At 61.7% G+C, this 22,673-nt stretch carries 18 protein-coding genes; 7 read left to right on the top strand and 11 right to left on the bottom strand.

Annotated features, from left to right (window positions below; genetic code table 11):
* The first annotated feature begins 48 nt into the window (after nucleotides 1-48).
* The 3 genes from wrbA (at nucleotide 49) to CFU_RS15070 (ending at nucleotide 2,650) form a co-directional block, all read left to right on the top strand.
* Entirely contained in the window at nucleotides 49-663 is a 615-nt protein-coding gene (gene wrbA, locus CFU_RS15060; RefSeq protein ID WP_014006895.1) for an NAD(P)H:quinone oxidoreductase, read from the top strand.
* Nucleotides 664-688: 25 nt separating this feature from the next.
* Nucleotides 689-1,132: a DUF2069 domain-containing protein gene (locus CFU_RS15065; RefSeq protein ID WP_014006896.1), complete on the top strand. Its 444-nt coding sequence runs from the start codon at nucleotides 689-691 to the stop codon at nucleotides 1,130-1,132.
* Between the two features lie 105 nt (nucleotides 1,133-1,237).
* On the top strand, nucleotides 1,238-2,650 hold the full coding sequence (locus tag CFU_RS15070) for an FAD-binding oxidoreductase (protein WP_014006897.1): 1,413 nt from the start codon (nucleotides 1,238-1,240) through the stop codon (nucleotides 2,648-2,650).
* Nucleotides 2,651-2,674: 24 nt separating this feature from the next.
* Here the strand turns inward: CFU_RS15070 and CFU_RS15075 are convergent, their stop codons facing one another.
* Together CFU_RS15075 and CFU_RS15080 are read right to left on the bottom strand one after the other, a co-directional pair.
* Complete coding sequence (locus CFU_RS15075; RefSeq protein ID WP_014006898.1) at nucleotides 2,675-4,687, bottom strand: CocE/NonD family hydrolase; 2,013 nt, start codon at nucleotides 4,685-4,687, stop codon at nucleotides 2,675-2,677.
* The gene (locus CFU_RS15080; RefSeq protein WP_148264854.1) at nucleotides 4,684-6,282 is read right to left on the bottom strand and encodes a BCCT family transporter; all 1,599 of its coding nucleotides are present in this window, start codon (nucleotides 6,280-6,282) and stop codon (nucleotides 4,684-4,686) included. Before CFU_RS15080 ends, CFU_RS15075 begins: the two co-directional genes overlap by 4 nt.
* 207 nt (nucleotides 6,283-6,489) lie before the next feature.
* On the opposite strand from CFU_RS15080, the gene CFU_RS15085 reads away from it, so the two are divergent.
* Nucleotides 6,490-8,031, top strand: coding sequence for a DUF1800 domain-containing protein (locus CFU_RS15085; RefSeq protein ID WP_041742132.1), 1,542 nt, complete (start codon nucleotides 6,490-6,492; stop codon nucleotides 8,029-8,031).
* Nucleotides 8,032-8,048: 17 nt separating this feature from the next.
* Nucleotides 8,049-9,389 carry a DUF1501 domain-containing protein gene (locus CFU_RS15090; RefSeq protein WP_014006901.1) on the top strand — a complete coding sequence of 447 codons (1,341 nt, stop codon included), beginning with the start codon at nucleotides 8,049-8,051 and terminating at the stop codon, nucleotides 9,387-9,389.
* Between the two features lie 6 nt (nucleotides 9,390-9,395).
* Here the strand turns inward: CFU_RS15090 and CFU_RS15095 are convergent, their stop codons facing one another.
* From CFU_RS15095 to urtA, 8 genes are all read right to left on the bottom strand, one after another.
* Complete coding sequence (locus CFU_RS15095) at nucleotides 9,396-9,692, bottom strand: FmdB family zinc ribbon protein (RefSeq protein ID WP_014006902.1); 297 nt, start codon at nucleotides 9,690-9,692, stop codon at nucleotides 9,396-9,398.
* 61 nt (nucleotides 9,693-9,753) lie between these two features.
* A complete protein-coding gene (gene fmdA / locus CFU_RS15100) occupies nucleotides 9,754-10,932 on the bottom strand; it encodes a formamidase (protein ID WP_041742133.1) in 1,179 nt (392 codons plus the stop codon).
* Between the two features lie 34 nt (nucleotides 10,933-10,966).
* On the bottom strand, nucleotides 10,967-11,989 hold the full coding sequence (locus CFU_RS15105; RefSeq protein ID WP_014006904.1) for an aliphatic amidase: 1,023 nt from the start codon (nucleotides 11,987-11,989) through the stop codon (nucleotides 10,967-10,969).
* Between the two features lie 41 nt (nucleotides 11,990-12,030).
* Nucleotides 12,031-12,720 carry an urea ABC transporter ATP-binding subunit UrtE gene (gene urtE, locus CFU_RS15110; RefSeq protein WP_014006905.1) on the bottom strand — a complete coding sequence of 230 codons (690 nt, stop codon included), beginning with the start codon at nucleotides 12,718-12,720 and terminating at the stop codon, nucleotides 12,031-12,033.
* 16 nt (nucleotides 12,721-12,736) lie between these two features.
* A complete protein-coding gene (gene urtD, locus CFU_RS15115) occupies nucleotides 12,737-13,504 on the bottom strand; it encodes an urea ABC transporter ATP-binding protein UrtD (RefSeq protein WP_014006906.1) in 768 nt (255 codons plus the stop codon).
* Complete coding sequence (gene urtC, locus CFU_RS15120; RefSeq protein WP_014006907.1) at nucleotides 13,501-14,700, bottom strand: urea ABC transporter permease subunit UrtC; 1,200 nt, start codon at nucleotides 14,698-14,700, stop codon at nucleotides 13,501-13,503. The genes urtD and urtC overlap by 4 nt, the downstream gene beginning before the upstream one ends.
* A gap of 23 nt (nucleotides 14,701-14,723) precedes the next feature.
* Nucleotides 14,724-15,641: an urea ABC transporter permease subunit UrtB gene (gene urtB / locus CFU_RS15125; protein ID WP_041742134.1), complete on the bottom strand. Its 918-nt coding sequence runs from the start codon at nucleotides 15,639-15,641 to the stop codon at nucleotides 14,724-14,726.
* A gap of 99 nt (nucleotides 15,642-15,740) precedes the next feature.
* Complete coding sequence (urtA, locus tag CFU_RS15130; protein WP_014006909.1) at nucleotides 15,741-16,994, bottom strand: urea ABC transporter substrate-binding protein; 1,254 nt, start codon at nucleotides 16,992-16,994, stop codon at nucleotides 15,741-15,743.
* A gap of 426 nt (nucleotides 16,995-17,420) precedes the next feature.
* On the opposite strand from urtA, the gene CFU_RS15135 reads away from it, so the two are divergent.
* Both CFU_RS15135 and CFU_RS15140 read left to right on the top strand, forming a co-directional pair.
* Entirely contained in the window at nucleotides 17,421-20,843 is a 3,423-nt protein-coding gene (locus CFU_RS15135; RefSeq protein WP_050808608.1) for an ATP-binding protein, read from the top strand.
* Nucleotides 20,840-21,829: a response regulator transcription factor gene (locus CFU_RS15140; protein ID WP_014006911.1), complete on the top strand. Its 990-nt coding sequence runs from the start codon at nucleotides 20,840-20,842 to the stop codon at nucleotides 21,827-21,829. Before CFU_RS15135 ends, CFU_RS15140 begins: the two co-directional genes overlap by 4 nt.
* 14 nt (nucleotides 21,830-21,843) lie before the next feature.
* On the opposite strand, the gene CFU_RS15145 is transcribed toward CFU_RS15140, so the two are convergent.
* Nucleotides 21,844-22,650: a LytR/AlgR family response regulator transcription factor gene (locus tag CFU_RS15145; RefSeq protein WP_014006912.1), complete on the bottom strand. Its 807-nt coding sequence runs from the start codon at nucleotides 22,648-22,650 to the stop codon at nucleotides 21,844-21,846.
* Nucleotides 22,651-22,673: the final 23 nt, after the last annotated feature.

The following is a 22,673-nucleotide window of genomic DNA, read 5'->3' on the forward strand; positions in this document are numbered from 1 at the left end:
AAAGCGCCCTATAATAGCAAAGTGCGTACCAAAATGAACTCATCCAATATGACTGCGAATATTACTGTGAACACCCCGCTTCTCGTTCTGTACTACTCGCGCCATGGTTCAACCCGCAAGCTGGCCGAGCTGATCGGCCAAGGCATCGACTCCGTGGCCGGCTGCGAAGCGCGGCTGCGCACGGTGCCGGCGGTATCGACCGTGATCGAAGCCAGCGCGCCCGATATCCCGGCCGAGGGCGCGCCTTACGTCGAACTGGCCGACCTGCAGGAATGCTGCGGCCTGGCGCTCGGATCGCCGACCCGCTTCGGCAACATGGCCGCCGCCATGAAATATTTCTGGGACGGCACCAGCACCGATTGGCTGGCCGGCACCCTGGCCGGCAAGCCGGCTTGCGTGTTCACCTCCACCGGCAGCCTGCACGGCGGCCAGGAATCGACCCTGATGTCGATGATGACACCCTTGTTGCACCATGGCATGCTGGTGATGGGCCTACCCTACACCCTGCCGGAACTGATGACAACCGCCAGCGGCGGCAGCCCGTACGGCGCCAGCCACTGGTCCGGCATGAACGGTACACATCCGATTTCGGCCGAGAGCCGCACCCTGGCGATCGCCCAGGGCCGGCGCCTGGCGGAAACCGCTTTGAAGTTGACGCAGTGAATATAAAACTCAACATCGCGGGGACATGATGACCACCAAACTGAAACCAGGCATATCGACCCATCCGCTGCCGCACGCAGCACGCCAGCCGCGCTTCTTCTATTTCGGCGCGGTCGGCAGCCTGCTGGCCCTGATTGCACTCGGGCTGGCTTGGGAACTGGCCCTGGCGCCGCTACGGCCAGGCGGCTCCTGGATGGTGCTGAAAGTGCTGCCGCTGCTGTTTCCGTTGCGCGGCGTGCTCAAGCGCGACGTATATACGATGCAATGGGCGTCGATGCTGATCCTGATCTATTTCACCGAAGGCATAGTGCGCGCCACCAGCGACAGCAGTTTCCTGTCAAGCAGGCTGGGCTGGCTGGAAGCCGCGCTCAGCGTTGTCTTTTTCATTTGCACTATCCTTTATCTCAGGCCTTACAAGAAGGCGGCCAAGGAAGTTGCGAAGCAAGCTATCAAGAAGGCGTCGCAATAGGACGGTATGTACTCCGTGGTCCGTTAAATGGGGTCAGAGTAATTTTCGCAAAAGGCGCGAAAAAAAACTCTGACCCCATTTAACTATTTTTGTCGAAACCTGGACATGAAAAACACTGAATTTCTCGATGCCTGTCGCAACGCTATCGGCGCTGCCCACGTGCTTACCGACGAAGCTGACAAAGCGGGCTACCTGACTGACCAGCGCCAACGTTTTACCGGCGCGGCATTGGCCGTTGTCAAACCGGCCGACACTGCAGAAGTGGCCGCCATCGTGAAACTCTGCGCGCAATTCCAGATACCCATCGTGCCTCAGGGCGGCAATACCGGCCTGGTGCTGGGCAGCGTGCCCGACCAGAGCGGCCAAGCCATCGTACTCTCGCTCAAACGCCTCAACCGCATCCGCGCCGTCGATCCGCTCAACCACACCATCACGGCAGAAGCCGGCTGCATCCTGCAACACATCCAGGAAGCTGCGGCCGCGGAACAAACCCTGTTCCCGCTGTCGCTGGCGGCGGAAGGCAGCTGCACCATCGGCGGCAACCTGTCCACCAACGCCGGCGGCACCGCGGTGCTCCGCTACGGCAATACGCGCGAACTCTGCCTCGGCCTGGAAGTGGTGACAGCCCAGGGCGACATCCTGCACGGCCTGCGCGGGCTGCGCAAGGACAACACCGGCTACGACCTGCGCGACCTGTTCATCGGCGCCGAAGGCACGCTGGGCGTCATCACCGCCGCCGTGCTGAAGATATTCCCGCTGCCCAAAGCCCAGCTCACCGCACTGGCCGCAGTGCAGGCCCCGGCAGACGCGCTGCGCCTGCTGAGCTTGGCGCAAAGCCGCTGCGGCGCCACCCTGACCGGCTTTGAACTGATGTCGGACCTGTGCCTGCAACTGGTCGCCAAGCATTTCCCGCAGCTGCAATTCCCGTTCGCCCAGCGCCACCCGCAGTACGTGCTGCTGGAGCTGTCCGACAACGAATCCGCAGAGCACGCCAGCGCCCTGCTGGAAGCCGTCATCGGCGACGCCCTGGAACAGGACATCTGCCAGGATGCGGTGCTGGCCAGCTCGACCGCCCAGTCGCGCGCCCTGTGGCAGCTGCGCGAAAGCATCTCCTCGGCGCAAGCCATGGAAGGCAAGAACATCAAACACGACATCTCGCTGCCGATTTCCCGCATCGCCGAATTCATCGCCGTTACCGACGCCCTGCTGCAGCAGCATTTCCCCGCTTGCCGCAACGTCACCTTCGGCCATCTGGGCGACGGCAACCTGCACTACAACGTCTCGTCGCCGGTCGATTCCTCTGCCGAACAATTCATAGAACGGCAGGCCGACGTCAACCGCATCGTGCACGACAGCGTCGATCGCATGGGCGGCTCGATTTCGGCCGAACACGGGCTGGGCGCCCTCAAGCGCGAAGAAATCCTGCGCTATAAATCGCCGGTGGAAATGGCGCTGATGAAAACCATCAAGCAGGCGCTGGATCCTTTGAACCTGATGAATCCGGGCAAAGTCATTTAATCCTCGGGCCAGCGCTTTCCTTGATCAGAGCGCAACCCGCCTGACCAGTTCTCGCCAATCCTGATGGTGCACTTGTCTGCCATTTTCCCAAGCGGTCTGTTCTGCCTCGACCAGGAAATGCTCTGCATCGGCAGTCAGCCGCAATACGCTCTTTACTTCAACCTGCCAATCGCCGCGGCCGGCCTTATAAAGCCACCGCTGCTCCGAACTGGCCGACAGCGGATCCTGCGGCAGGATGGAATATTCTTCATCGCATACCTGTTCAACCACCAGACCATGGTCGTCAAAGCAATAACGTCCGAAATCGTCATGAATCTGCGTGGTGACGCGGCCGCTCATGGCGTCGCTGACGACCTGCCGCCTGCTCGCCGGCGAACGCTGGTAGCGCAGTGCTAACGGCGCGGCGGCTTCCGGTTCTGCGAAGGGCGAAGCAGATACCGTCTGCATGTCATGCAGCGGCAACGTGATGGCCGACTGCGCCAGATCGAATTCCAGCGTTGCATGAGCCCGTGCCGGCCAGACCAGGGGGAAATAGGCGCTGCTGATGGCGATCCGCAACCGGTGCTCGGCCGGCAGGCGATAACCGACGTCATCCAATTGCAAGGTAACGTCGAACCATTTTCCTGGGATCAATTTCCTTGGCGAGGACTCGTTCTGCGGCAAATTCAGGTTGAGGACGCCGTAGGTAATACGGGTCGATGCGCCATCAACCGACACATCGTTGAGGCGCACCGCCAGTTGCCCGTGTTCGCTGTCGCAGCGCAGGCGCAGTTTCAGGACGGCAGCGCCGACCAGGGCAATCGGCGCTTGCAGCGCCGGCAAATCTACCGTCAGCGATACCGCGTCGTCGGCGCGCTGGTCGGTCGGAAACTCCGGCCCCAGCCAGATCACGCAATATTCCCCGCAGGCGGAACCAGTGCCCAGGGGCGACCGCAATATCCCGCAAGAGGCGTCGGCCGCCCCCAAGGGGACGGTCAGCGCTTGTACATGCGGGCTGGGCCAGCAAACCTCACGCAGCCAGTTGCCAGGCCGTTGCGCATAACTGGCTTGCGGTGCAACGGCGTCCTGCAGATAGAGCGTCATCTGCGGCTCGTCCATCACGCCAGTGTCGATATCCTTGAGCCAATAATCCCACCAGCGCAATGCTTCCTGTAAAAAGCCTATGGCCGGCCCAGGCACGGCGAAATGCGGATATTTGTGCGCCCATGGTCCGATCAAGCCTTTCTTCGGTCCCGGCAGGTTTTCCAGCATGCGCGGAATCGCGTTGCTATAGGCGTCGCCCCAGCCGCCGATGGCATACACGGCAGCTTTGATCTTGCTGTAATCGCAGCACACGGAACCGTGCTGCCAATAGGCGTCGAAAGTCTGGTGCTGCAGCCAGTTCTTCAGTAGCAAAGGCATGTTTTTCAGGCGCTGCAGCCACAACTCGCGCCAGCCAGCGCCGACCAGTAAAGGATCGGGCGCCGCGGCGCCGTAACTGAACATGGTCGCCGCCCATCCGGCATTTTCCAGCAGCATGCAGCCGCCTTTGTAGTGGATGTCATCGGTAAAACGATTGTCGGTGGAACACAGCGTGATGACTGCCTTTAGCGTATCGGGCTGGATCGCTTCGATTTGCGCCGCTATCTGCAAGCCGTTGAACCCTCCCCAGGAAATGCCCATCATGCCGACCTTGCCGCTAGACCATGGCTGCTGCGTAATCCAGCGGATCACTTCGATCGCATCGTCCTGTTCCTGCTGCAGGTATTCATCCGCCAGCAAACCGTCGGATTCGCCGCAACCGCGCATGTCGACCCGCAGGCAGGCATAACCATGGCCGGCGAAATAGGGATGGGTGAGCTGGTCGCGCACTGCGGTGCCGTCGCGCTTGCGATACGGCAGGTATTCCAGGATGGCCGGCACCGTGAATCCGGCGGAATCGGCAAGCGCAGCCGCCGGCAGCCACATGCGATATGCCAGGCGGCAGCCGTCGCTGAGGATGATCGTGCCGTGTTCGATTTCCTTGATTGCGTGGGGAAACTGATATTTTATCTTCATGGATACTCCCGAACGTTCTTTTGTCCGATGGCAGGCGTCAATACCGGCGGCGCCAGCAATGCGCCGGAACGCGCCAGAACGATCAGCGATCCGGCGCTGCCAAGGATGATCAGCAGCGCCGGCAGACCGCCAAGATTCGACATCATCTTCACGCCGGCGACACCGCCGGCGAAGCTGGTCATGATCCACGACACGACGCCAATCAGCAGGCCCCAGGTGATTTTCTGCCACATGTTGCGCTGCTCGACGCCATCCGCAGTGAAGCCATCGGTGCATAGGTTGCTGATGGCGTCGGTATTTGAATCGGCTGCGGTGACGTAATTCAGGAATGCAACAAGAAGCAGTACCACGATCATCACGGCGCTGAGCGGCAACTGGCGGAAGATCGTGTATAAAATGCTTTCGACGCCTTGCGTATCGAGCATCTGTTTCAGCAAACCCTGCTGCGTCATGTCGATCGACAATGCGGTGCCGCTGAAAATACCGATCCAGACAATACTGAACAGCGACGGCAGCACCAGGTTGACCAGCACCATGTCGCGCACGGTGTAACCGCGCGCGATCTTTCCCAGAAACATGGCGCTGATCGGCGCCCAGGCGAACCATACTGCCCAGTAGAAAATCGTCCACGAGCCCACCCACTCGTCCTTATATGCGGCGCCGGTCATCATCGCCATGCGAAAGAACTGGCTCAGAAACTGTCCCAGCGCTTCCACGCCAAAACCAAGGATAAAAGTGGTCGGCCCGCAGCACAGCAGGAAAAAAGCGATGAAGAACAAGGCATAGGCATTGATGGCGGACAACCGCGCAATGCCTTTTTTCAGGCCGCTCGATGCCGACAATATAAAGGTGGCGACAATCGCTGCGATCACGAGGCCGATGCTTGAGGGCGAAGTCGGAAAATCCATGAGCTGGTTCAAGCCGCCGACGATAGCCAAGGCACCGGTGCCCAGGCTCGACGCCATTCCCGCCACCAGGGCGAACAAGGCGATCGCATCGACGATCTGTCCGGTGCGGCCTTGCATGCGCTCGCCCAGCAAGGGTTTCAGCATGCTGCCGGTGGAAAACGGCAGGCGCAGGTTGTAAAAAACCAAGGCAAACACGACTGCTGGCACTGTGTAGATGGCATATGGCACAAAGGTCCAGTGCAGAAACATGGCCGACATCGCCATCGACGCCGCAGCGGGCGAATTCGGCGCCGCCGCCCAAGAGGCGGCAGGACTGTGCAAGTGATAGATCGGTTCGGCAGTAGTCCAGAACAGAACGCCGACCGCCAGCGTGGTGCACAAGGTGACGGCAAACCAGCGCGGCCGGGAAAGCAGCGGCACTGCGCCAGCACCGCCGATGCGTAGTTGCCCGATCGGCGAAAAATACAGCCAGACGCAAAGCAGCAGCATCCCTACGCCGGTCAGGCTGAACAGCCAGGAAAAATGCGCCAGTATCCAATGATTGACGCCACCGGCGACGGCCAGCGCGCCCTGCAGGTCGATGATGCTCAATGCCAGCGCGGCAATGAGCAAGAGAAAAGTGGGCCAGAAAACCAGCGGCCTGACGTGGGACGCGCGCGAACGGCGTCGCGCTGGATTGTTTGTCATGGAGTCTCCTTCGCAATGCGAAGTTGCCAATTTTGCATTTAATAACCAACCGCACTCACAAAAAAGCGGCATGGTTTGTAGCATTTACGACATTACCGGCTGTGACTCGCTCGCCAATATTGCCGCCTTACAATCTGTTACACCGGCCTTGTAGGCGTATGTCGGCGACCGGGCGTTAAGCGAGAAGACAATTGCAAAAGGTTGAGCATGTTGATCTTGAAAAAAACTGGCTGGGCCGGGTTATTACTGAGCTGCCTGGTTGCGGCCAATGCCGACGCGCAGGCCGTACAGCCGCCGCTGAACGACTCGGAAAAAGCCCTACACGTGCTCAACCGGCTGGCCTATGGACCGCGTCCCGGCGACGTCGATGCAGTCAAACGCCTCGGCGTCAAACGCTACATCGAACAGCAACTGAATCCCGACAGCCTGCCGCTGCCGCCTGACTTGGCAGACAGACTTTCCGCTTTGCCGACTTATCAACTGACGGCAACCCAGCTTTACCAGCAATACGGCCCGCCCTCCTTCCCTCCCAATAGCGCCACCCCTGAAGAAAAGAACATGGCGCGCCAGCGCGCCAACAAGGACATCACGCCGCAGACGCATTTTTCCCGGCTGTGGCTGGCCACTGAAAGCCCGCGCCAGCTGCAGGAGGTGATGACCGAATTCTGGTTCAACCATTTCAACGTCTTCGAGGGCAAGGAATGGGTGCGCTACTGGAACGGCGAATATGAAAAAGACGTGCTGCGGCCCAACGCGCTCGGCAATTTCCGCCAGTTGCTGGGCGCGGTGGCCCATCATCCGGCGATGCTGTATTACCTCGACAACTGGCTCAGCAGCGGCGTCAACACGCCGGAAGCCAGGGGCCGTTTCAAAGGACTCAACGAAAACTACGGCCGTGAATTGCTGGAGCTGCACACCATGGGCGTCGACAGCGGCTACACCCAGGCCGACGTGATTTCCCTGGCGCGCATCCTGAGCGGCTGGACCATCGATGAAAAAGGCATGAAGGAGGGCCAGCCGGCTTTCATCTTCAACCCGCGCCGCCATGATGGCGGCGACAAGATTTTCCTCGGCCAGACCATCAAGGGCAGCGGCTACCAGGAAGGTGAACAGGCGCTCGATATCCTGGCGCGCCATCCGGCCACGGCCCACTTCGTGGCCGCCAAGCTGGTCCAGTATTTCGTTTCCGACAAACCCGAGCCTGCGCTGACCGAAAAGCTGGCGCGTCGTTTCCTGAGCAGTAACGGCGACATCAAGGCGGTGCTGCATACGCTGTTCGACAGCCCCGAATTCTGGGCCCGCGGCAATTACCAGACCCAGTTCAAGACGCCGTACCAATATGTAGTGTCGTCGCTGCGCGCAACCGCGACGCCGGTGCTGAATGTACGGCCGATAGACGGCGTGCTCAACCAGCTGGGACAGCCGCTGTACGGCTGGCTGACGCCGGAGGGCTACAAGTTTTCCGAGGAAGCCTGGCTCAATCCGGACGCCCTGCTCCGCCGCATCAATTTCGTCAACGGCCTGAGCAACGGCAAATCGCCGATCGCCCGCAGCGATCCGCCGCCGCCCGTGCCGGGGGCGCCGCCCGTCGCTGTTGCGCCGAACACCGCTGCCCCCATCGATCCGCAGCAATTGCAGCAGACCCTGGCGCCGGCGCTGACGCCGCACAGCCTGAGCACCATCAGCGCCGCACCCGCCAACCTGCAGGTCGGCCTGATACTCGGCAGTCCTGATTTCATGAAGAGATAGTCCATGGGAGCCATGTCATGAAACGTCGTGATTTCATCCGCCACCTGGGCCTGACCGCCAGCGGCGCCATCCTGATCCCGGTCGGCCTGTCCGGCTGCGTGGTAGCGCCTGCCAGCAAACCGCAGGCCAAGGCAAAACCTGCCCCGGCTGCGCCTATCGTAATGGTGGACAGCCCGCTGTCGTACGGCAGTCCCTTGCAACGCCCGCACGCAACCGGCGACGGTACGCCGCGCATGATCGTGGTGTTCCTGCGCGGCGCGGTGGACGGCTTGAATGTAGTGGTGCCGCACGGCGACCACAACTATTACAAGGCGCGTCCGGGCATTGCCGTATCGCGCCCCGGCACCCAGAACGGCGCCATCGACCTGACCGGCTACTTCGGCCTGCATCCGGCGCTGCAGGCGCTGCAGCCGTACTGGGACGACGGCCGGCTGGCGTTCGTGCACGCCTCCGGCTCGCCGGACATGTCGCGCTCGCATTTCGAAGCGCAGGACTACATGGAAACCGGCACCCCGGGCCAGCACAATACCCGCGACGGCTGGATGAACCGCATGCTGGGCGTCATGCCGGCATCGACGTCGCCAATGCAAGCCTTGACCTTGGGCGAATCGGTGCCGCGCATCCTGACCGGCAGGGCGGTGGTCGCCAACATGCCTACCGGCCGCGACGCCACCCGGCCTACCTTGATCGACCGCCCCGAAGTCAGCCAGGCTTATGCCGCGCTGTATGCGGAAGACGCGGCCCTTGGCAAAAGCTATCGCGACGGCATTTCGGCGCGCAAGGAACTGATGGCCGACGCCAGCAGCTCGGAGCAAAAGATGGCGAATAACGGCGCGCCGCTGCCGAACGGCCTGTCGATAGACACCGCCCGCCTCGGCCGGCTGATGCGCAGCAATCCGGACATCCGGCTCGGTTTTGTCGCCGTCGGCGGCTGGGACACCCATACCAACCAGGGCAACGGCAACGGCCAGCTGGCCAACCGCCTGCGGCCCCTGGCCGACGGCCTGACCACCTTGGCGCGCGAACTGGGCCCGGCGTTCAACGATACGGTGATCGTGGTGATGTCTGAATTCGGCCGTACCTTCCGCGAAAACGGCAACGGCGGCACCGACCACGGCCACGGCAACGCCATGTGGCTGCTGGGCGGCAACGTGCGCGGCCGCACCATCCATGGCGCATGGCCGGGCATCGACGACAAGTCGCTCAACGAAGGGCGCGACCTGGCGATCACCACCGACTTCCGTTCGGTGCTGGCGACGCTGGCGGAAAAACACATGCGGATCGGCGATCCGGCCATGCAGAAACTGTTTCCGCAATACGGCGCCGGCAACCCGCACGCCCTGAACCTGCTGGTGTAAGCCGGATCAGGTATCGCAGATACTGCAGTTATGTCCTTTGCAATTGTGCAGCACGCTGCTCCTGCCGGCACGCGCTTGCGTGCCCGGCCCGGCGGCGCCGCGGCCGGCCAGCTGTTCGGCGCCGTTGCGCGCCTGCCAGCGTTCCGCCACGCGCAGCTTGACGTGGCCGCCGGTGAATAAAGGCACGGCAAGGGTCGCCTCGGCGCAGTAGGGACAGGCCAGCGGTTTTTCCAGCGCTTGCAGCGGCAACAGCTTTTCGAAAATGCCATCGCAATGAGTGCAGCGGATGTCGTACAGCGGCATCGTATTATCCTTTGGTTGAATTGGACCAGGAGCGAGGCAGGATTGAATCCTGCCGCCGCCGCTAAGGTTTCCTTCCCCAGTACGCGTTATCGTTCAGCATCCCCTTGGGCGTGATGTCCTGGTCGAAAATCGAGGTCGGCAGGGACACCGTGCAGGCGCAATTCGGAATATCGACGATGCCGCCGATGCGCCCCTCCACCGGCGCCGCGGTCAGCAGCATGTAGGCCTGACTGCCGGTATAGCCGAAGTGGGTCAGGTAATCGATGGCTTTCAGGCAGGCCTGGCGATAGGCCACGGTAGCGTCCAGGTAATAGTTGACGCCGTTCTCGACGCTGATGCCTTCGAAGGTCAGCCACTGCTCGTAGTGCGGCTTGACGATACTGGGCATGAAGATCGGCGAGCTGATATTGTATTTCGCCATGCCGCCCTTGATCAGGTCGAAACCGACGTGGCTGACGCCATCCATTTCGATGGCGCCGCAAAAGCCGATTTCGCCGTCGCCCTGGGAAAAATGCAGGTCTCCCATGGAAAAGCCCGCGCCCTTCACATACACCGGGAAAAAGATCCGGGTGCCGGCGGACAAGTCCTTGATATCGGTATTGCCGCCATGTTCGCGCGGCGGCACGGTTCGGGCCGCTTCCTTCGCCATGCTGTCGAACTTGGCGCCGCTGAGGCCGCGCAGCACGGCGGTGCTCGGATCAGGCGGCTTGGCCAAGCCCTTGGCCGCCAGCGGCGCCTCGCGCCGGTTCCATTCCGCCAGCAAATCGTGCGACGGCAGGCAGCCCATCAGGCCCGGATGGGTCAGGCCGGCGATGCGTACGCCGGGAATATGGCGCGAAGTGGCATACAAGCCTTTCAAGTCCCAGATCGCCTTGTCGGCGTCAGGGAAGGTGTCGGCCAGGAAACCGCCGCCGTTCTCTTTCGAAAACACGCCGGAAAAACCGACCGGCGTCACCGGCTTGATGTCGAGCAGGTCGATCACCAGCAGGTCGCCCGGTTCCGCGCCTTCAACATGGAACGGCCCGGTCAGCGGATGGGCGCGGGTCAGGTCGACATTCCTGACGTCAGAAACGTCGTCGTTGTCCTGGATCTGCGCATCCAGAAAATCCAGCGATTCGATCAGGATCGCCTCGCCCGGCTTGACCGAGGACAGGAACGGCAGGTCGGGATGCCAGCGGTTATGTCCCAGCTCGGCTTGCTGCGCCAGCGGCACGCCCGGTTTGATCTTGAAATGTTGCATGCGACTCTCCTCTTGGTGGCTCAATCAGGGTGGTTCATTCGGAAGGAATGCCAGGCATCGGGCATTCCGGCGTGCCGGCCGTGCTGCGGGTCAGCGCCTCGACCTGGCGCCGTGCCTGCTGCGGATCGTTGACCCAAGTCTTGTAAAAATCGAAGGGACAATCGGCGACGCCGGCCGCACTTTCGCCGGAATTGATCTTGCCGGTGTAGCCGCGGTGCAGCAGCTTGTAGAGATGGTTCTGCGATTGCCAGTTGCGGCGCGCGTCGCGGATCAGGCCGAGCGACAGTTCGGCGTACTGGATACCCATTTCCTCGGTGCCGCATTCGCCCAGGGTACGGCCGTCGAAGCCGACGATGGCCGAGTGGCCGAAATAGGAATACACGCCGTCGAAGCCGCTGGCGTTGGCCACCGCGACGTAGACATTGTTCATCCACGCCATCGCCTTCGACACCAGCACCTGCTGCTCCTTGGCCGGATACATATACCCCTGGCAGCGCACGATCAGCTCCGCGCCCTTCATCGCGCAGTCGCGCCAGATTTCGGGATAGTTGCCGTCGTCGCAGATGATCAGGCTGATCTTCAGGCCTTTCGGGCCGTCGGAAACATAAGTGGTCTCGCCCGGATACCAGCCTTCGATCGGCGTCCACGGCATGATCTTGCGGTACTTCTGGACGATCTCGCCCTGGTTGTTCATCAGGATCAGGGTGTTGTACGGCACCTTGTGCGGATGTTCCTCGTGCCGCTCGCCGGTCAGCGAGAACACGCCCCAGACATTGGCCTGGCGGCAGGCCTCGGCGAAAATCGCGGTTTCCTCGCCGGGGATGGCAGCGGCGGTATCGAACATTTCCTCGCGGTCGTACATGATGCCGTGGGTCGAGTATTCCGGGAAAATCACCAGGTCCAGTCCCGGCAGACCCTGTTTCATGCCTACCACCATCGCCGCGATATTGCGGACGTTTGCCAATACCTCGGCCTTGTTATGCAGGCGCGGCATCTTGTAGTTCACGACTGCGACCCCGACGCCATCCTCGCTGCTGGAAATATCTCCGTGCCTCATGTATCTCTCCTGTGAACTGCCTGGATAAACTCTTCGGCCTGCTAGACCGACAAATAACGGCTGATGGTTGCGGCGTCGACCTTGTCGCTGGTGTCCTCGTAGACAAAACGGCCCTTGTCGATCACCAGGAAGCGGTCGGCGATTTCCAGCGTGAAGCTGAGCACCTGCTCCGAGACGATGATGGTCAGCTGGCGCAGCTTGCGGATTTCTTTCAGGCTGCGCGCAATGTCCTTGATGATCGACGGCTGGATGCCTTCGGTCGGCTCGTCCAGCAGCAGCACCTTGGGATTGGTCGCCAGCGCGCGCGCAATCGCCAGCTGCTGTTGCTGGCCGCCGGACAGGTTGCCGCCTTTGCGGCCGCGCATTTCGTGCAGCACCGGGAACAAGGCGTACAGCTCATCCGGCACCTTGCCGAGCGCGCTCGCCGGCAAGCCGGTCTGGATGTTTTCCAGCACCGTCATGCCGGGGAAAATCATGCGCCCCTGCGGCACATAGGCAACGCCGCTGGCGACCCGCTGGTAGCTTTCCAGGTGGCCCAGTTCCTGGCCGTCGATCTGGATGCTGCCTTCGCGCAGCGGCAGGATTCCCATCAGGGTCTTGAACAAGGTGGTTTTTCCCATGCCGTTGCGGCCCATGACGGCGACGATTTCCTGTTTGCCGGCTGCCAGGCTGACATCGTGGATGACCTGGCTCTGGCCATAGCCGGAGGCAAGATGCGAGACATTGAACATAGGTGCTCCGATTGATTTAATGGCCGAGGTAAACTTCGATTACCTTGGGATTGGCCTGCACCGATTCCATGCTGCCTTCGGCCAGTATTTTTCCCTGGTGCAGTACGGTGACCTTGTGGGCGATGCTCTTGACGAATTCCATATCGTGTTCGATCACCAGCACCGAACGGCCCTTGCTGATGCGCCCCAGCAGCTCGGCGGTTTTTTCGCGTTCCGAGACGCTCATGCCGGCCACCGGCTCGTCCAGCATCAGCAGCTCCGGCTCCTGCATCAGCAGCATGCCGATTTCCAGCCACTGTTTCTGGCCGTGCGACAGCAGGTCGGCCTGCTGGTACAGCTGGGCGTCAAGGAAGATTTCCCTGGCCACCGCCTCGACCCGCTCCACCACTTCCGCCGTGCGCTTGAACACCAGTGCGCCGAATACCTTGCGGCCGCGTGGAAACGACATTTCCAGGTTCTCGAACACGCTCAGGTTTTCATAGATAGACGGCGTCTGGAACTTGCGGCCGACCCCGGCCTGGACGATTTCGTGCTCACGCATCTTGGTCAGTTCGCGGTTCTTGAACTGGATGCTGCCGGCGGTGGCTTGCGTCTTGCCGCAGATCAGGTCCAGCACGGTGGTCTTGCCGGCGCCGTTGGGGCCGATCACCACCCGCACCTCATTGCGCTCGACGTAGAAATTCAAGCCGTCCACCGCCTTGAAGCCGTCGAAAGACACCGTCAGGTCTTCAATCGCCAGCACCGGCCGGTCGTTCGATTCGAAACCGATAGGATTGCCGCTCATTTCGATCCCTCCAGGCTGCCGTGCGGCAGTTCGATAATCACGTCGGCGGGCGCCGGTTGCGGCTTGGCGACGGCCGGCGGTGCGACGCTGCTGGCCCGGCGGCGCTGCCACCCGCTCAGTTTCGACAGCAAAAGCTTGCCATGGCTCTGGTACAGCCCGGCGAGGCCGTTCGGGAAATACATCACCACTGCGATGAACAGGCCGCCCATCAGGAACAGCCACAGTTCAGGAAACGATTCGGAAAAATAGGTCTTGCCGAAATTCACCAGCAAGGTGCCGTAGACCGCGCCGAGCAAGGACATGCGGCCGCCCACAGCGGCATAGATCACCATCTCGATGGAAGGCACGATGCCGACAAACGACGGCGACATGAAACCGACCTGCAAGGTGAACATGGCGCCGCCTATGGCCGAGAACATGGCTGCGACACAGAACACGAATACCTTGAAGCTGGCGACGTCGTAGCCCGAAAACCGCACCCGCTCCTCCTTGTCGCGCATCGCCACCAGCAGTCGCCCCAGCTTCGAGCTCAGGATAAAACGCCCGATCAGGATGCAGCCGATCAGCAGGCTGGCGTTGACGAAATACAGGACCAGCTTAGCCGAATCGGTGCGGATGTCCCAGCCCATCAGGGTTTTCAGGTCGGTGATGCCGTTGACGCCGCCGGTCAGTCCTTGCTGGCCGATGATCAGGATCGCCAGGATGGCGGCAATCGCCTGGGTGACGATAGAGAAATACACATCGCCGACGCGACGCTTGAACATCGCCGCGCCGATCACCAGCGCCATCAAGGTCGGCACCAGCAGCACCGCCAGCAAGGTAAAGCCGAAGGAGTGGAACGGCTGCCACAGCAGCGGCAACTCGGTGATCTGGTTCCAGTCCATGAAATCGGGAATGCCCGGGGTCGACTGGATCTTGGTGCTGATTGGATCGGATGCTTCCAGCTTGAGGAACATCGCCATGCAATAACCGCCCACGCCGAAGAACACGCCCTGTCCCAGGCTGAGGATGCCGCCGTAACCCCAGCACAGCACCAGGCCGACGGCGACAAAGGCATAGGCCAGGTATTTGCCGACCAGGTTCAGGCGGAAAATATCGAAGACCAGCGGAAACACCACCAGCAGCAGTCCGCACAGGATCAGCAAGCCGACCAGGCCCGACCTTCCGCCTAACAATTTTTCATATGCTGCATTCATGCGAGCCCTTTCGATGGCGCCGGTTATTTACGGATCTTGGCCGCGAACAGGCCTTGCGGCCGCAGCAGCAAAATCAGGATCACCGCCGACAGCGTCAGCACCTTGGCCATCGATCCGGTCAGGAAGAATTCGGCGGTGGACTGGGTCTGGGCGATGGAAAAAGCCGAAGCAATCGTGCCCAGCAGGCTTTGCGCACCGCCGAACACCACCACCAGGAAGGTATCGACGATATACAGCGAACCGCTGGTCGGCCCGGTCGAGCCGATGGTGGTGAACGCGGCCCCGGCGATGCCGGCGACCCCGCATCCGAGCGCAAAGGTGCTGCGGTCGACCTTGCGGGTATTGATGCCGACCGCGCCGCTCATCAGGCGGTTCTGCATGGTGGCGCGCACCTGCAAACCCCAGCGCGAACGGAACAGCAGCAGGAAGATGACGCCGGTCAGCACCGCCGTCAGCGCCATCATGAATACGCCGTTGATCGGAATGTCTATGCTGTCGGTCGGCTTGAACGAACCCATCAGCCAGTCCGGCAAGGTGGCGCTGACTTCCTTGGCGCCGAAGATGGAGCGAAACGTTTGCTGCATGGCCAGGCTCAGGCCCCAGGTCGCCAGCAAGGTGTCCAATGGCCGCTTGTACAGGCGGCTGATCATCAGCCACTCGGTGATATAGCCGACGATGTAGGCGGTCACGAAAGACAGTGCAATCGCGGCAAAGAAATAATAGGGCTGCAGGCTGGGCGCATACAGCGTGGTCAGCTTGGACAGCAGGTAAGTAATGTAGGCGCCGATGGTGAGGAACTCGCCATGCGCCATGTTGATCACGCCCATCTGGCCGAAGATGATGGCCAGGCCAAGCGCCATCAGCAGCAGGACGCAGAATACCGACAGGCCGTTGAAGCCCTGCATGGCGAAAATGGCGCCGAATTCGGAAAGTGAGACCACGGTGGCTCCTTGCAATGTTGCGGCTGGCGTCAGGCGGCCCGATGGCGACGCTGCGCCGCCGGGCCGCCGGACCGCCGGACCGTTAAGACAATGGAAAACTTACTGGTAACCCTTGGGGAAAGGATTCGGCTCGATCAGGTCGGACTCGTAGATGACCTTGAACTGGCCATCTTTCTGCGCTTCGCCGATGCGGGTCTTGCTCCACAGGTGATGATTGGGGTGGACCTTGACGTAGCCTTCCGGCGCGCTCTTCAATTCGAATCCGGGCGATGCCGCCACTACCTTGTCGACATCGAAACTGCCGGCCTTCTCGACCGCGGCCTTCCACAGCCATGGCCCCAGGTAAGCGGCCTGGGTCACGTCGCCGATGACCGCATTGGGGCCGAACTTGGCCTTGAATTCGGCCACGAATTTCTTGTTGTTCGGATTGTCCAGGCTCTGGAAATATTTCATCGACGAATAGAATCCTTCGACGTTTTCTCCGCCTATGCCCAGCATTTCATCTTCCGTGACCGAGATCGTCAGCAGGTTCTGGGTCTTGGCGGTGACGCCGGCAGCCTTGAGCTGCTTGTAGAAGGCGACGTTGCTGCCGCCCACCACGTCGGCGAAAATCACGTCCGGTTTTTTCAGCTTGATCTTGTTGATCAGCGAGCCGAACTGGGTATTGCCCAGCGGGTAGTACTCTTCGCCGACCACCGAGCCTTTCAAGACATTCTCGATGTGCTTGCGGGCGATCTTGTTGGAAGTGCGCGGCCAGATGTAGTCGGAGCCGACCAGGAAAAAGGTCTTGGCTTTCTTTTCCTTGGCGACCCAGTTCAGGCCGGCCAGCACCTGCTGCGTGGCTTCCTGTCCGGTGTAGAAGACATTCTTCGATTGTTCCAGGCCTTCGTAGAAGGTCGGGTAATACAGCAAGCCGTTGTCTTTCTCGAACACCGGCAGCACCGCCTTGCGCGAAGCCGAAGTCCAGCAGCCGAACACGGCGGCGACGTGATCGCTTTCCAGCAGTTTCTTGGCTTTTTCGGCGAAGGTCGGCCAGTCGCTGGCGCCGTCTTCCTGGATGATCTTGATCTTGCGTCCGAGGATGCCGCCCATGGCATTGATCTGGTCGATCGCCAGCCGTTCGGCCTGGATCGAGCCGGTTTCGCTGATCGCCATGGTGCCGGTGGCCGAGTGCAGCTGGCCGACGGTGACTTCGGTATCGGTAACCGCCAGCTTGGTGGTGTTGATCTTGGCCGTGGCCGGCGACTGGGCGAAGCCGATGGCCGGCAAAGCCAGCGCGGCGCTGGCGGCCAGGCCCAGCAATACCTTGCGGCGCTGGAACGAGGGCTTATCGGATGCAGAACGATGCGACATGCAGTACTCCTTTCGGGGCGGTTATGTGACGAAGGCAAACCAGAGATAAAGTCAACGTCCAGCGCCTCGCCGCTCGGTGAACCGGCGTCCGGATCTGTTCGTTCTGGGAAGGAGATTAGGATTTGCGATGCGGTGCAGCAATACGTTGTTTGACGTAAGCTGCGCCGCGCCTGGCATGGCGGCGCCACGCACGGCCTTGCAGCGCCGCTGCATCACCTTGGTGCGCTTGTTTGAGGAGCGGCTTTTTGCGGCGGGACTTCGATATCGAATCGTCAAGCCGGCGCGCCCTGCTTTGGCACAAAGTTGCCTTTGGGAATTTTTCATATACGTCAAATGACGTATCCAACGCGGCCCGAATTGGTTCGAAAATTGCTTAAGCAGAATTGCTGCTGTTTCGTTCCCCACGCCCAAGGTCACCCGTCAAACGTGAAGATTACCGCCACCCAACGCATCGTCAAGGTCCGCCGCGACTACAACACCTGGGTCGGCAACGAGACGCTGGAAGACTATGCCCTGCGTTTTACGCCGCGCTCGTTCCGCAAATGGTCGGAATTCCGCCTGGCCAACACCGCGCTCGGCGCCATCTCCTTCCTGGCGCTGGAAGCCATTAGCGGCACCATCACGCTCAACTACGGCTTCGCCAATGCATTCTGGGCAATTGTCTGCGTCAGCATCCTGTTCTTCCTGACCGGCCTGCCGATCAGCTACTACGCGGCCAAATACGGCGTCGACATGGACCTGCTGACGCGCGGCGCCGGCTTCGGCTATATCGGCTCGACCATCACCTCGCTGATCTACGCCACTTTCACCTTCATTTTTTTTGCGGTGGAAGCGTCGATCATGGCGCAAGCGATCGAGCTCTACTTCGGCCTGCCGCTGGTGCTCGGCTACATCATCTGCGCCCTGGTGGTGATTCCGCTGGTGACCTACGGCATCACGCTGATCAACCGCCTGCAGATGTGGACCCAGCCGCTGTGGCTGGTGCTGCTGGTGCTGCCGTATGTCTGCGTGCTGCACAAGGAACCGGATGCACTGGCCAACCTGATGACATTCGCCGGCCGCGCCGAAAACGGCAGCAGCTTCGACCTGGTGCTGTTCGGCTCCGCCGCCACCGTCGCCTTTTCCCTGATTGCGCAGATCGGCGAGCAAGTCGACTTCCTCCGTTTCCTGCCCGAAAAGACCTCCGCCAACCGCTACCGCTGGTGGAGCGCGCTGCTGCTGGCGGGGCCGGGCTGGATCTTGCTGGGCGCGGCCAAGATGCTGGGCGGCGCCCTGCTGGCGTTCCTGGCGATCCAGCACGAGGTGCCGATCGGCAAGGCGGTCGAACCGACCCAGATGTACCTGATCGCCTATCGTTACGTGTTCTCCGATCCGGCCTTGGTGCTGGCGGCGGTCACCTTGCTGGTGGTGGTGTCGCAGATCAAGATCAATGTCACCAACGCCTATGCCGGTTCGCTGGCGTGGTCGAATTTCTTCGCGCGCCTGACGCACAGCCATCCCGGCCGCGTGGTATGGCTGGTGTTCAATGTGCTGATCGCCTTGCTGCTGATGGAAATCGGCGTCTTCAACGCGCTCGAGCATGTGCTGGCCTTGTACGCGCTGGTGGCGATTTCCTGGATCGGCGCGGTGGTCTCGGACCTGGTCATCAACAAGCCGCTGGGCCTGAGTCCGCCGCATATCGAGTTCAAGCGCGCCCACCTGTACGACATCAACCCGGTCGGCGTCGGCGCCATGCTGATTGCCTCGGCGCTGTCGGCGCTGGCCTTGTCCGGCATGTTCGGCAGCGTGGCGCGCGCGCTGGCGCCCTTCATCGCGCTTGGCAGTGCGCTGCTGATCGCACCGGTGATCGCTTACGCGACCAAGGGAAAATACTATATCGCCCGCCACGACCAGCTGGCCGACAGCCACCATGGCCAACTCGAATGCGTCATCTGCGGCAACCATTTCGAGACGCCCGACATGGCGCACTGCCCGGCTTACCAGGGCGCGATCTGTTCGCTGTGCTGCTCGCTCGATGCGCGCTGCAACGACCGCTGCAAGGAAGCCTCGCGCATGCCGGACCAGATATTCAATACCTTGCGCGGTTTCCTGCCCGAACGTTTCACGCTCAAGCTCAATACCCGCATCGGCCATTACCTGATCGTGTTCAGCCTGGTGTCGGGCGGACTGGCGGTGGTGCTGTGGCTGCTGTATTACCAGCAGCTGGCGGGCATGTCCGGCCTGGCCGGCGGCGGTCCGGATTCGATGGCAGGGATTTTCATCAAGCTGTTCGCCTCGCTGCTGGTGTTCATCGGCGTCGGCTCCTGGTGGCTGGTGCTGACCAATGAAAGCCGCAGCGTCGCCCACGAGGAATCGGAACGGCAGACCAACCTGCTGCTGCAGGAAATCGACGCCCATAACCAGACCGACGCCGCCCTGCAGCGCGCCAAGGAGGCGGCGGAAGCGGCCAACCTGGCCAAGAGCCGTTTTGTCACCGGCATGAGCCATGAACTGCGCACGCCGCTCAACAGCATCCTCGGCTATGCCCAGATCCTGCAGGTCGACCACGCCATCCCGGAAGGCCGCAGGGATGCCATCGGCGTCATCCGCCGCAGCGGCGAACATCTGCTGAGCCTGATCGACGGCTTGCTGGATATCGCCAAGATCGAAGCCGGCAAGATGCGGCTGGCGACGGACGAACTGCCGCTGCACGAATTCCTCGACCAGATCGTGCAGATGTTTGCGCCGCAGGCCGAGCAAAAGGGCCTGGCGTTCCGCTTTGAAAAGATAGGCCGCATCCCGGAGGTGGTCCAGGTCGACCAGAAACGGCTGCGCCAGATACTCATCAACCTGCTCGGCAATGCAGTCAAGTTTACCGACGCCGGCCATGTCACGCTGCGGGTCCGCCATGCGCGCGAGATCACTTATTTCGAAGTCGAGGACAGCGGCATCGGCATCGCCGAAGAAGACATCGCCCGAGTGTTCCTGCCGTTTGAACGCAGCAACGCCGCCAACCTGCGCGAAGACATCGGCACCGGGCTCGGCCTGGCCATCAGCAGCATGCTGACCCATATCATGGGCGGCGCGCTGTCGGTCGCCAGCGACATCGGCAAGGGCAGCACCTTCCAGCTGAAGATCTACCTGTCCGAGGTGCGCGCGCCGCGCCGCCGCATCAAGCTGGAAGACCAGATGTCGGGTTATCTCGGTCCCAGGAAACGGATACTGGTGGTGGACGACCAGGCCTCGCAGCGCGCCGTGCTGAGCGCCATGCTGGCGCCGCTCGGCTTCGACATCAGCGAGGTCGCGAGCGGCGCCGCCTGCCTGGCGGAAATCGCCCGCGCCATGCCGGACATGGTGCTGCTCGACATCGCCATGCCAGCCATGGACGGCGGCGCCGTGTGCCGCGCGATACGCTCCCAGGGCCATGCCAGCCTGCCGATCATCATCGTCTCCGCCAACGCGTTCGAGAGCACGCCGCAGCAGATAGATCCGCTCAGCTATAACGATTTTGTGGTCAAGCCGGTGTCTTTCAACGACCTGCTGTCAAAGATCCGGCTGCACCTGAAAGTCGACTGGATTTCCGATCCGGCGCCGCAAGCCGCCGCCGGCGCCGCAGCAGGCAGCGCCATCCTGGTGGTCCCGGCGCGGGAAAAACTGCAGGCGCTGCTGGAGCTGGGGGCGATCGGCTACATCAAGGGCATCGTCGGCAAGCTCGATGAAATAGAACAGCAGGACCCGCTCTACCAGCCGTTTACCCGCGAGCTGCGCGAACTGGTGAAACGCTTTCGCCTGAACGACTACAGCGCGCGCCTCCAGGCCCTGCTGCACCAGGCCGGCGAGCACCCTGCTCAACGCATCGACAGCGCATGACGAGGACGATCTTGGACGACTATCTCACTCTCTCCGCCGAGCCGCCGCCAAGGCCGCTGGCCAGCCGCCCGGTGGTGCTGATCGTGGACGACATGCCGGACAACCTGGCGCTGCTGTCGGATGCGCTGGACGAGAGCGGCCATATCGTGCTGGTTGCGACCGACGGCGCCAGCGCCATCCAGCGGCTGGGTTACATCACGCCCGACCTGATCCTGCTGGATGCCGTCATGCCGGGACTGGACGGTTTTGAAACCTGCCGCCGCATCAAGCTGCTGGCCAGCGCCGCCCACGTGCCGGTAGTGTTCATGACCGGCCTCACCGAGACCGAGCATGTGGTGCGCGGCTTCCAGGTCGGCGGCATAGATTACGTCACCAAGCCGATCCAGCCGCTGGAAATCGTCGCCCGCGTCGCCGCCCATATCAAGACGGCGCGCATGATGTCGCAAGCCAGGGATGTGATCGACGCCGCGGCCCATGCGGTGATCGTGCTCGGCATCGACGGCGCGCCTTTATGGCAAACCGGCAAGGCCTCGTTCTGGCTGGAAAAGTATTTTCCGCGCAGCGACCAGCGCAAGCTGCCGCCGCAGCTGCAGTTCTGGCTGAATGAAAACCTGGTGTTGCTGCGGCAGACGCAGCAGCCGCTGCAGCCTCTGGTGATCAATGGCGATGACGGCGAACTGACCATCAATCTTTCCAAAAACACCCAGAGCGCCGAGCTGACCTTGCTGCTGGAAGAAAAATCCCTGGTGTTGCCGAATGCGGTCCAGCTTGAAGGCTATCGGCTGACGCCGCGCGAAACCGATGTCCTGGCCTGGGTCTCCAAAGGCAAGACCAACCGCGACATCGCCGAGATTCTCGGCATGAGCCCGCGCACGGTGAACAAGCACCTGGAACACATCTATATCAAGCTGGGGGTGGAGACGCGTGCCGCCGCCGCGGCGCTGGCGATCAGCCGCCAGTACGGCACGCCTGCCACCCTGCAGTAACGGCGGCGGTGGCGCTAGCGGACCAAGGCCTTGATTTCGGCCAGCTGGCGCCGGGAAATCGGCAGGCGGTGATCAATGTCGCGCAAGATGACTTGCCAGATTTCCTGCGGTTTTTCGCCATCGCCCTCGCTGTCCTTGTCCGCTGCCTGCATCACACGTTCGACGCCGCTGATGGCGTTGCGCGCCACCAGCGCATTGCGGTGCACGCGTACGAAGTGGAGCGCCAGTTCTTCTTCAATCGAGACCAGCGAATCTTCGATCAGGTATTCCTTGGTCCTGGTGCGCAAGGTGACGTATTTCAGTTCCGCCTTCAGGTACAGCACTTCGGCCATCGGCACCAGCGACATGCGGCCGCGCTCCTGCACCGCAAAATGCTGGCGCGGCAAACCGGTGGCGGTCACCGGACCGGCCGCCGAGGCCGCCTGCGCCTGTTGCCGTACGCGGCTGGCGCGGGCGATGGCTTGCGCCAGCCGCGTGGCGCGCACCGGCTTGACCAGGTAGTCGAACGCCTGCACATCGAAAGCGCTCAGTGCATAGTCGTCATAGGCGGTCACGAAAATGATCAGGGGCGGTTCCGCCAGGCCGCTGTTGGCATTGTCCAGCAGCCGTTCGGCCAACTGCAAGCCGCTCATGCCGGGCATCTGCACATCCAGCAAGACCAGGTCCGGCGCGGTGGCGCGGATGCCTTCCAGCGCCGCCTGTGCATGGGCGGCTTCGCCCACCAGGTAGTGCGGGCATTCGGCCACGATGTCGGACAGCAGCGTGCTTAGCCTGGCGCGCGCCGGCGCTTCATCGTCAACGATATAGATGCGAGGGATCATGAAATAAGAGATTTATTGTTGGC

Source organism: Collimonas fungivorans Ter331 (assembly GCF_000221045.1).
GTDB classification, from domain to species: Bacteria; Pseudomonadota; Gammaproteobacteria; order Burkholderiales; family Burkholderiaceae_D; genus Collimonas; species Collimonas fungivorans_A.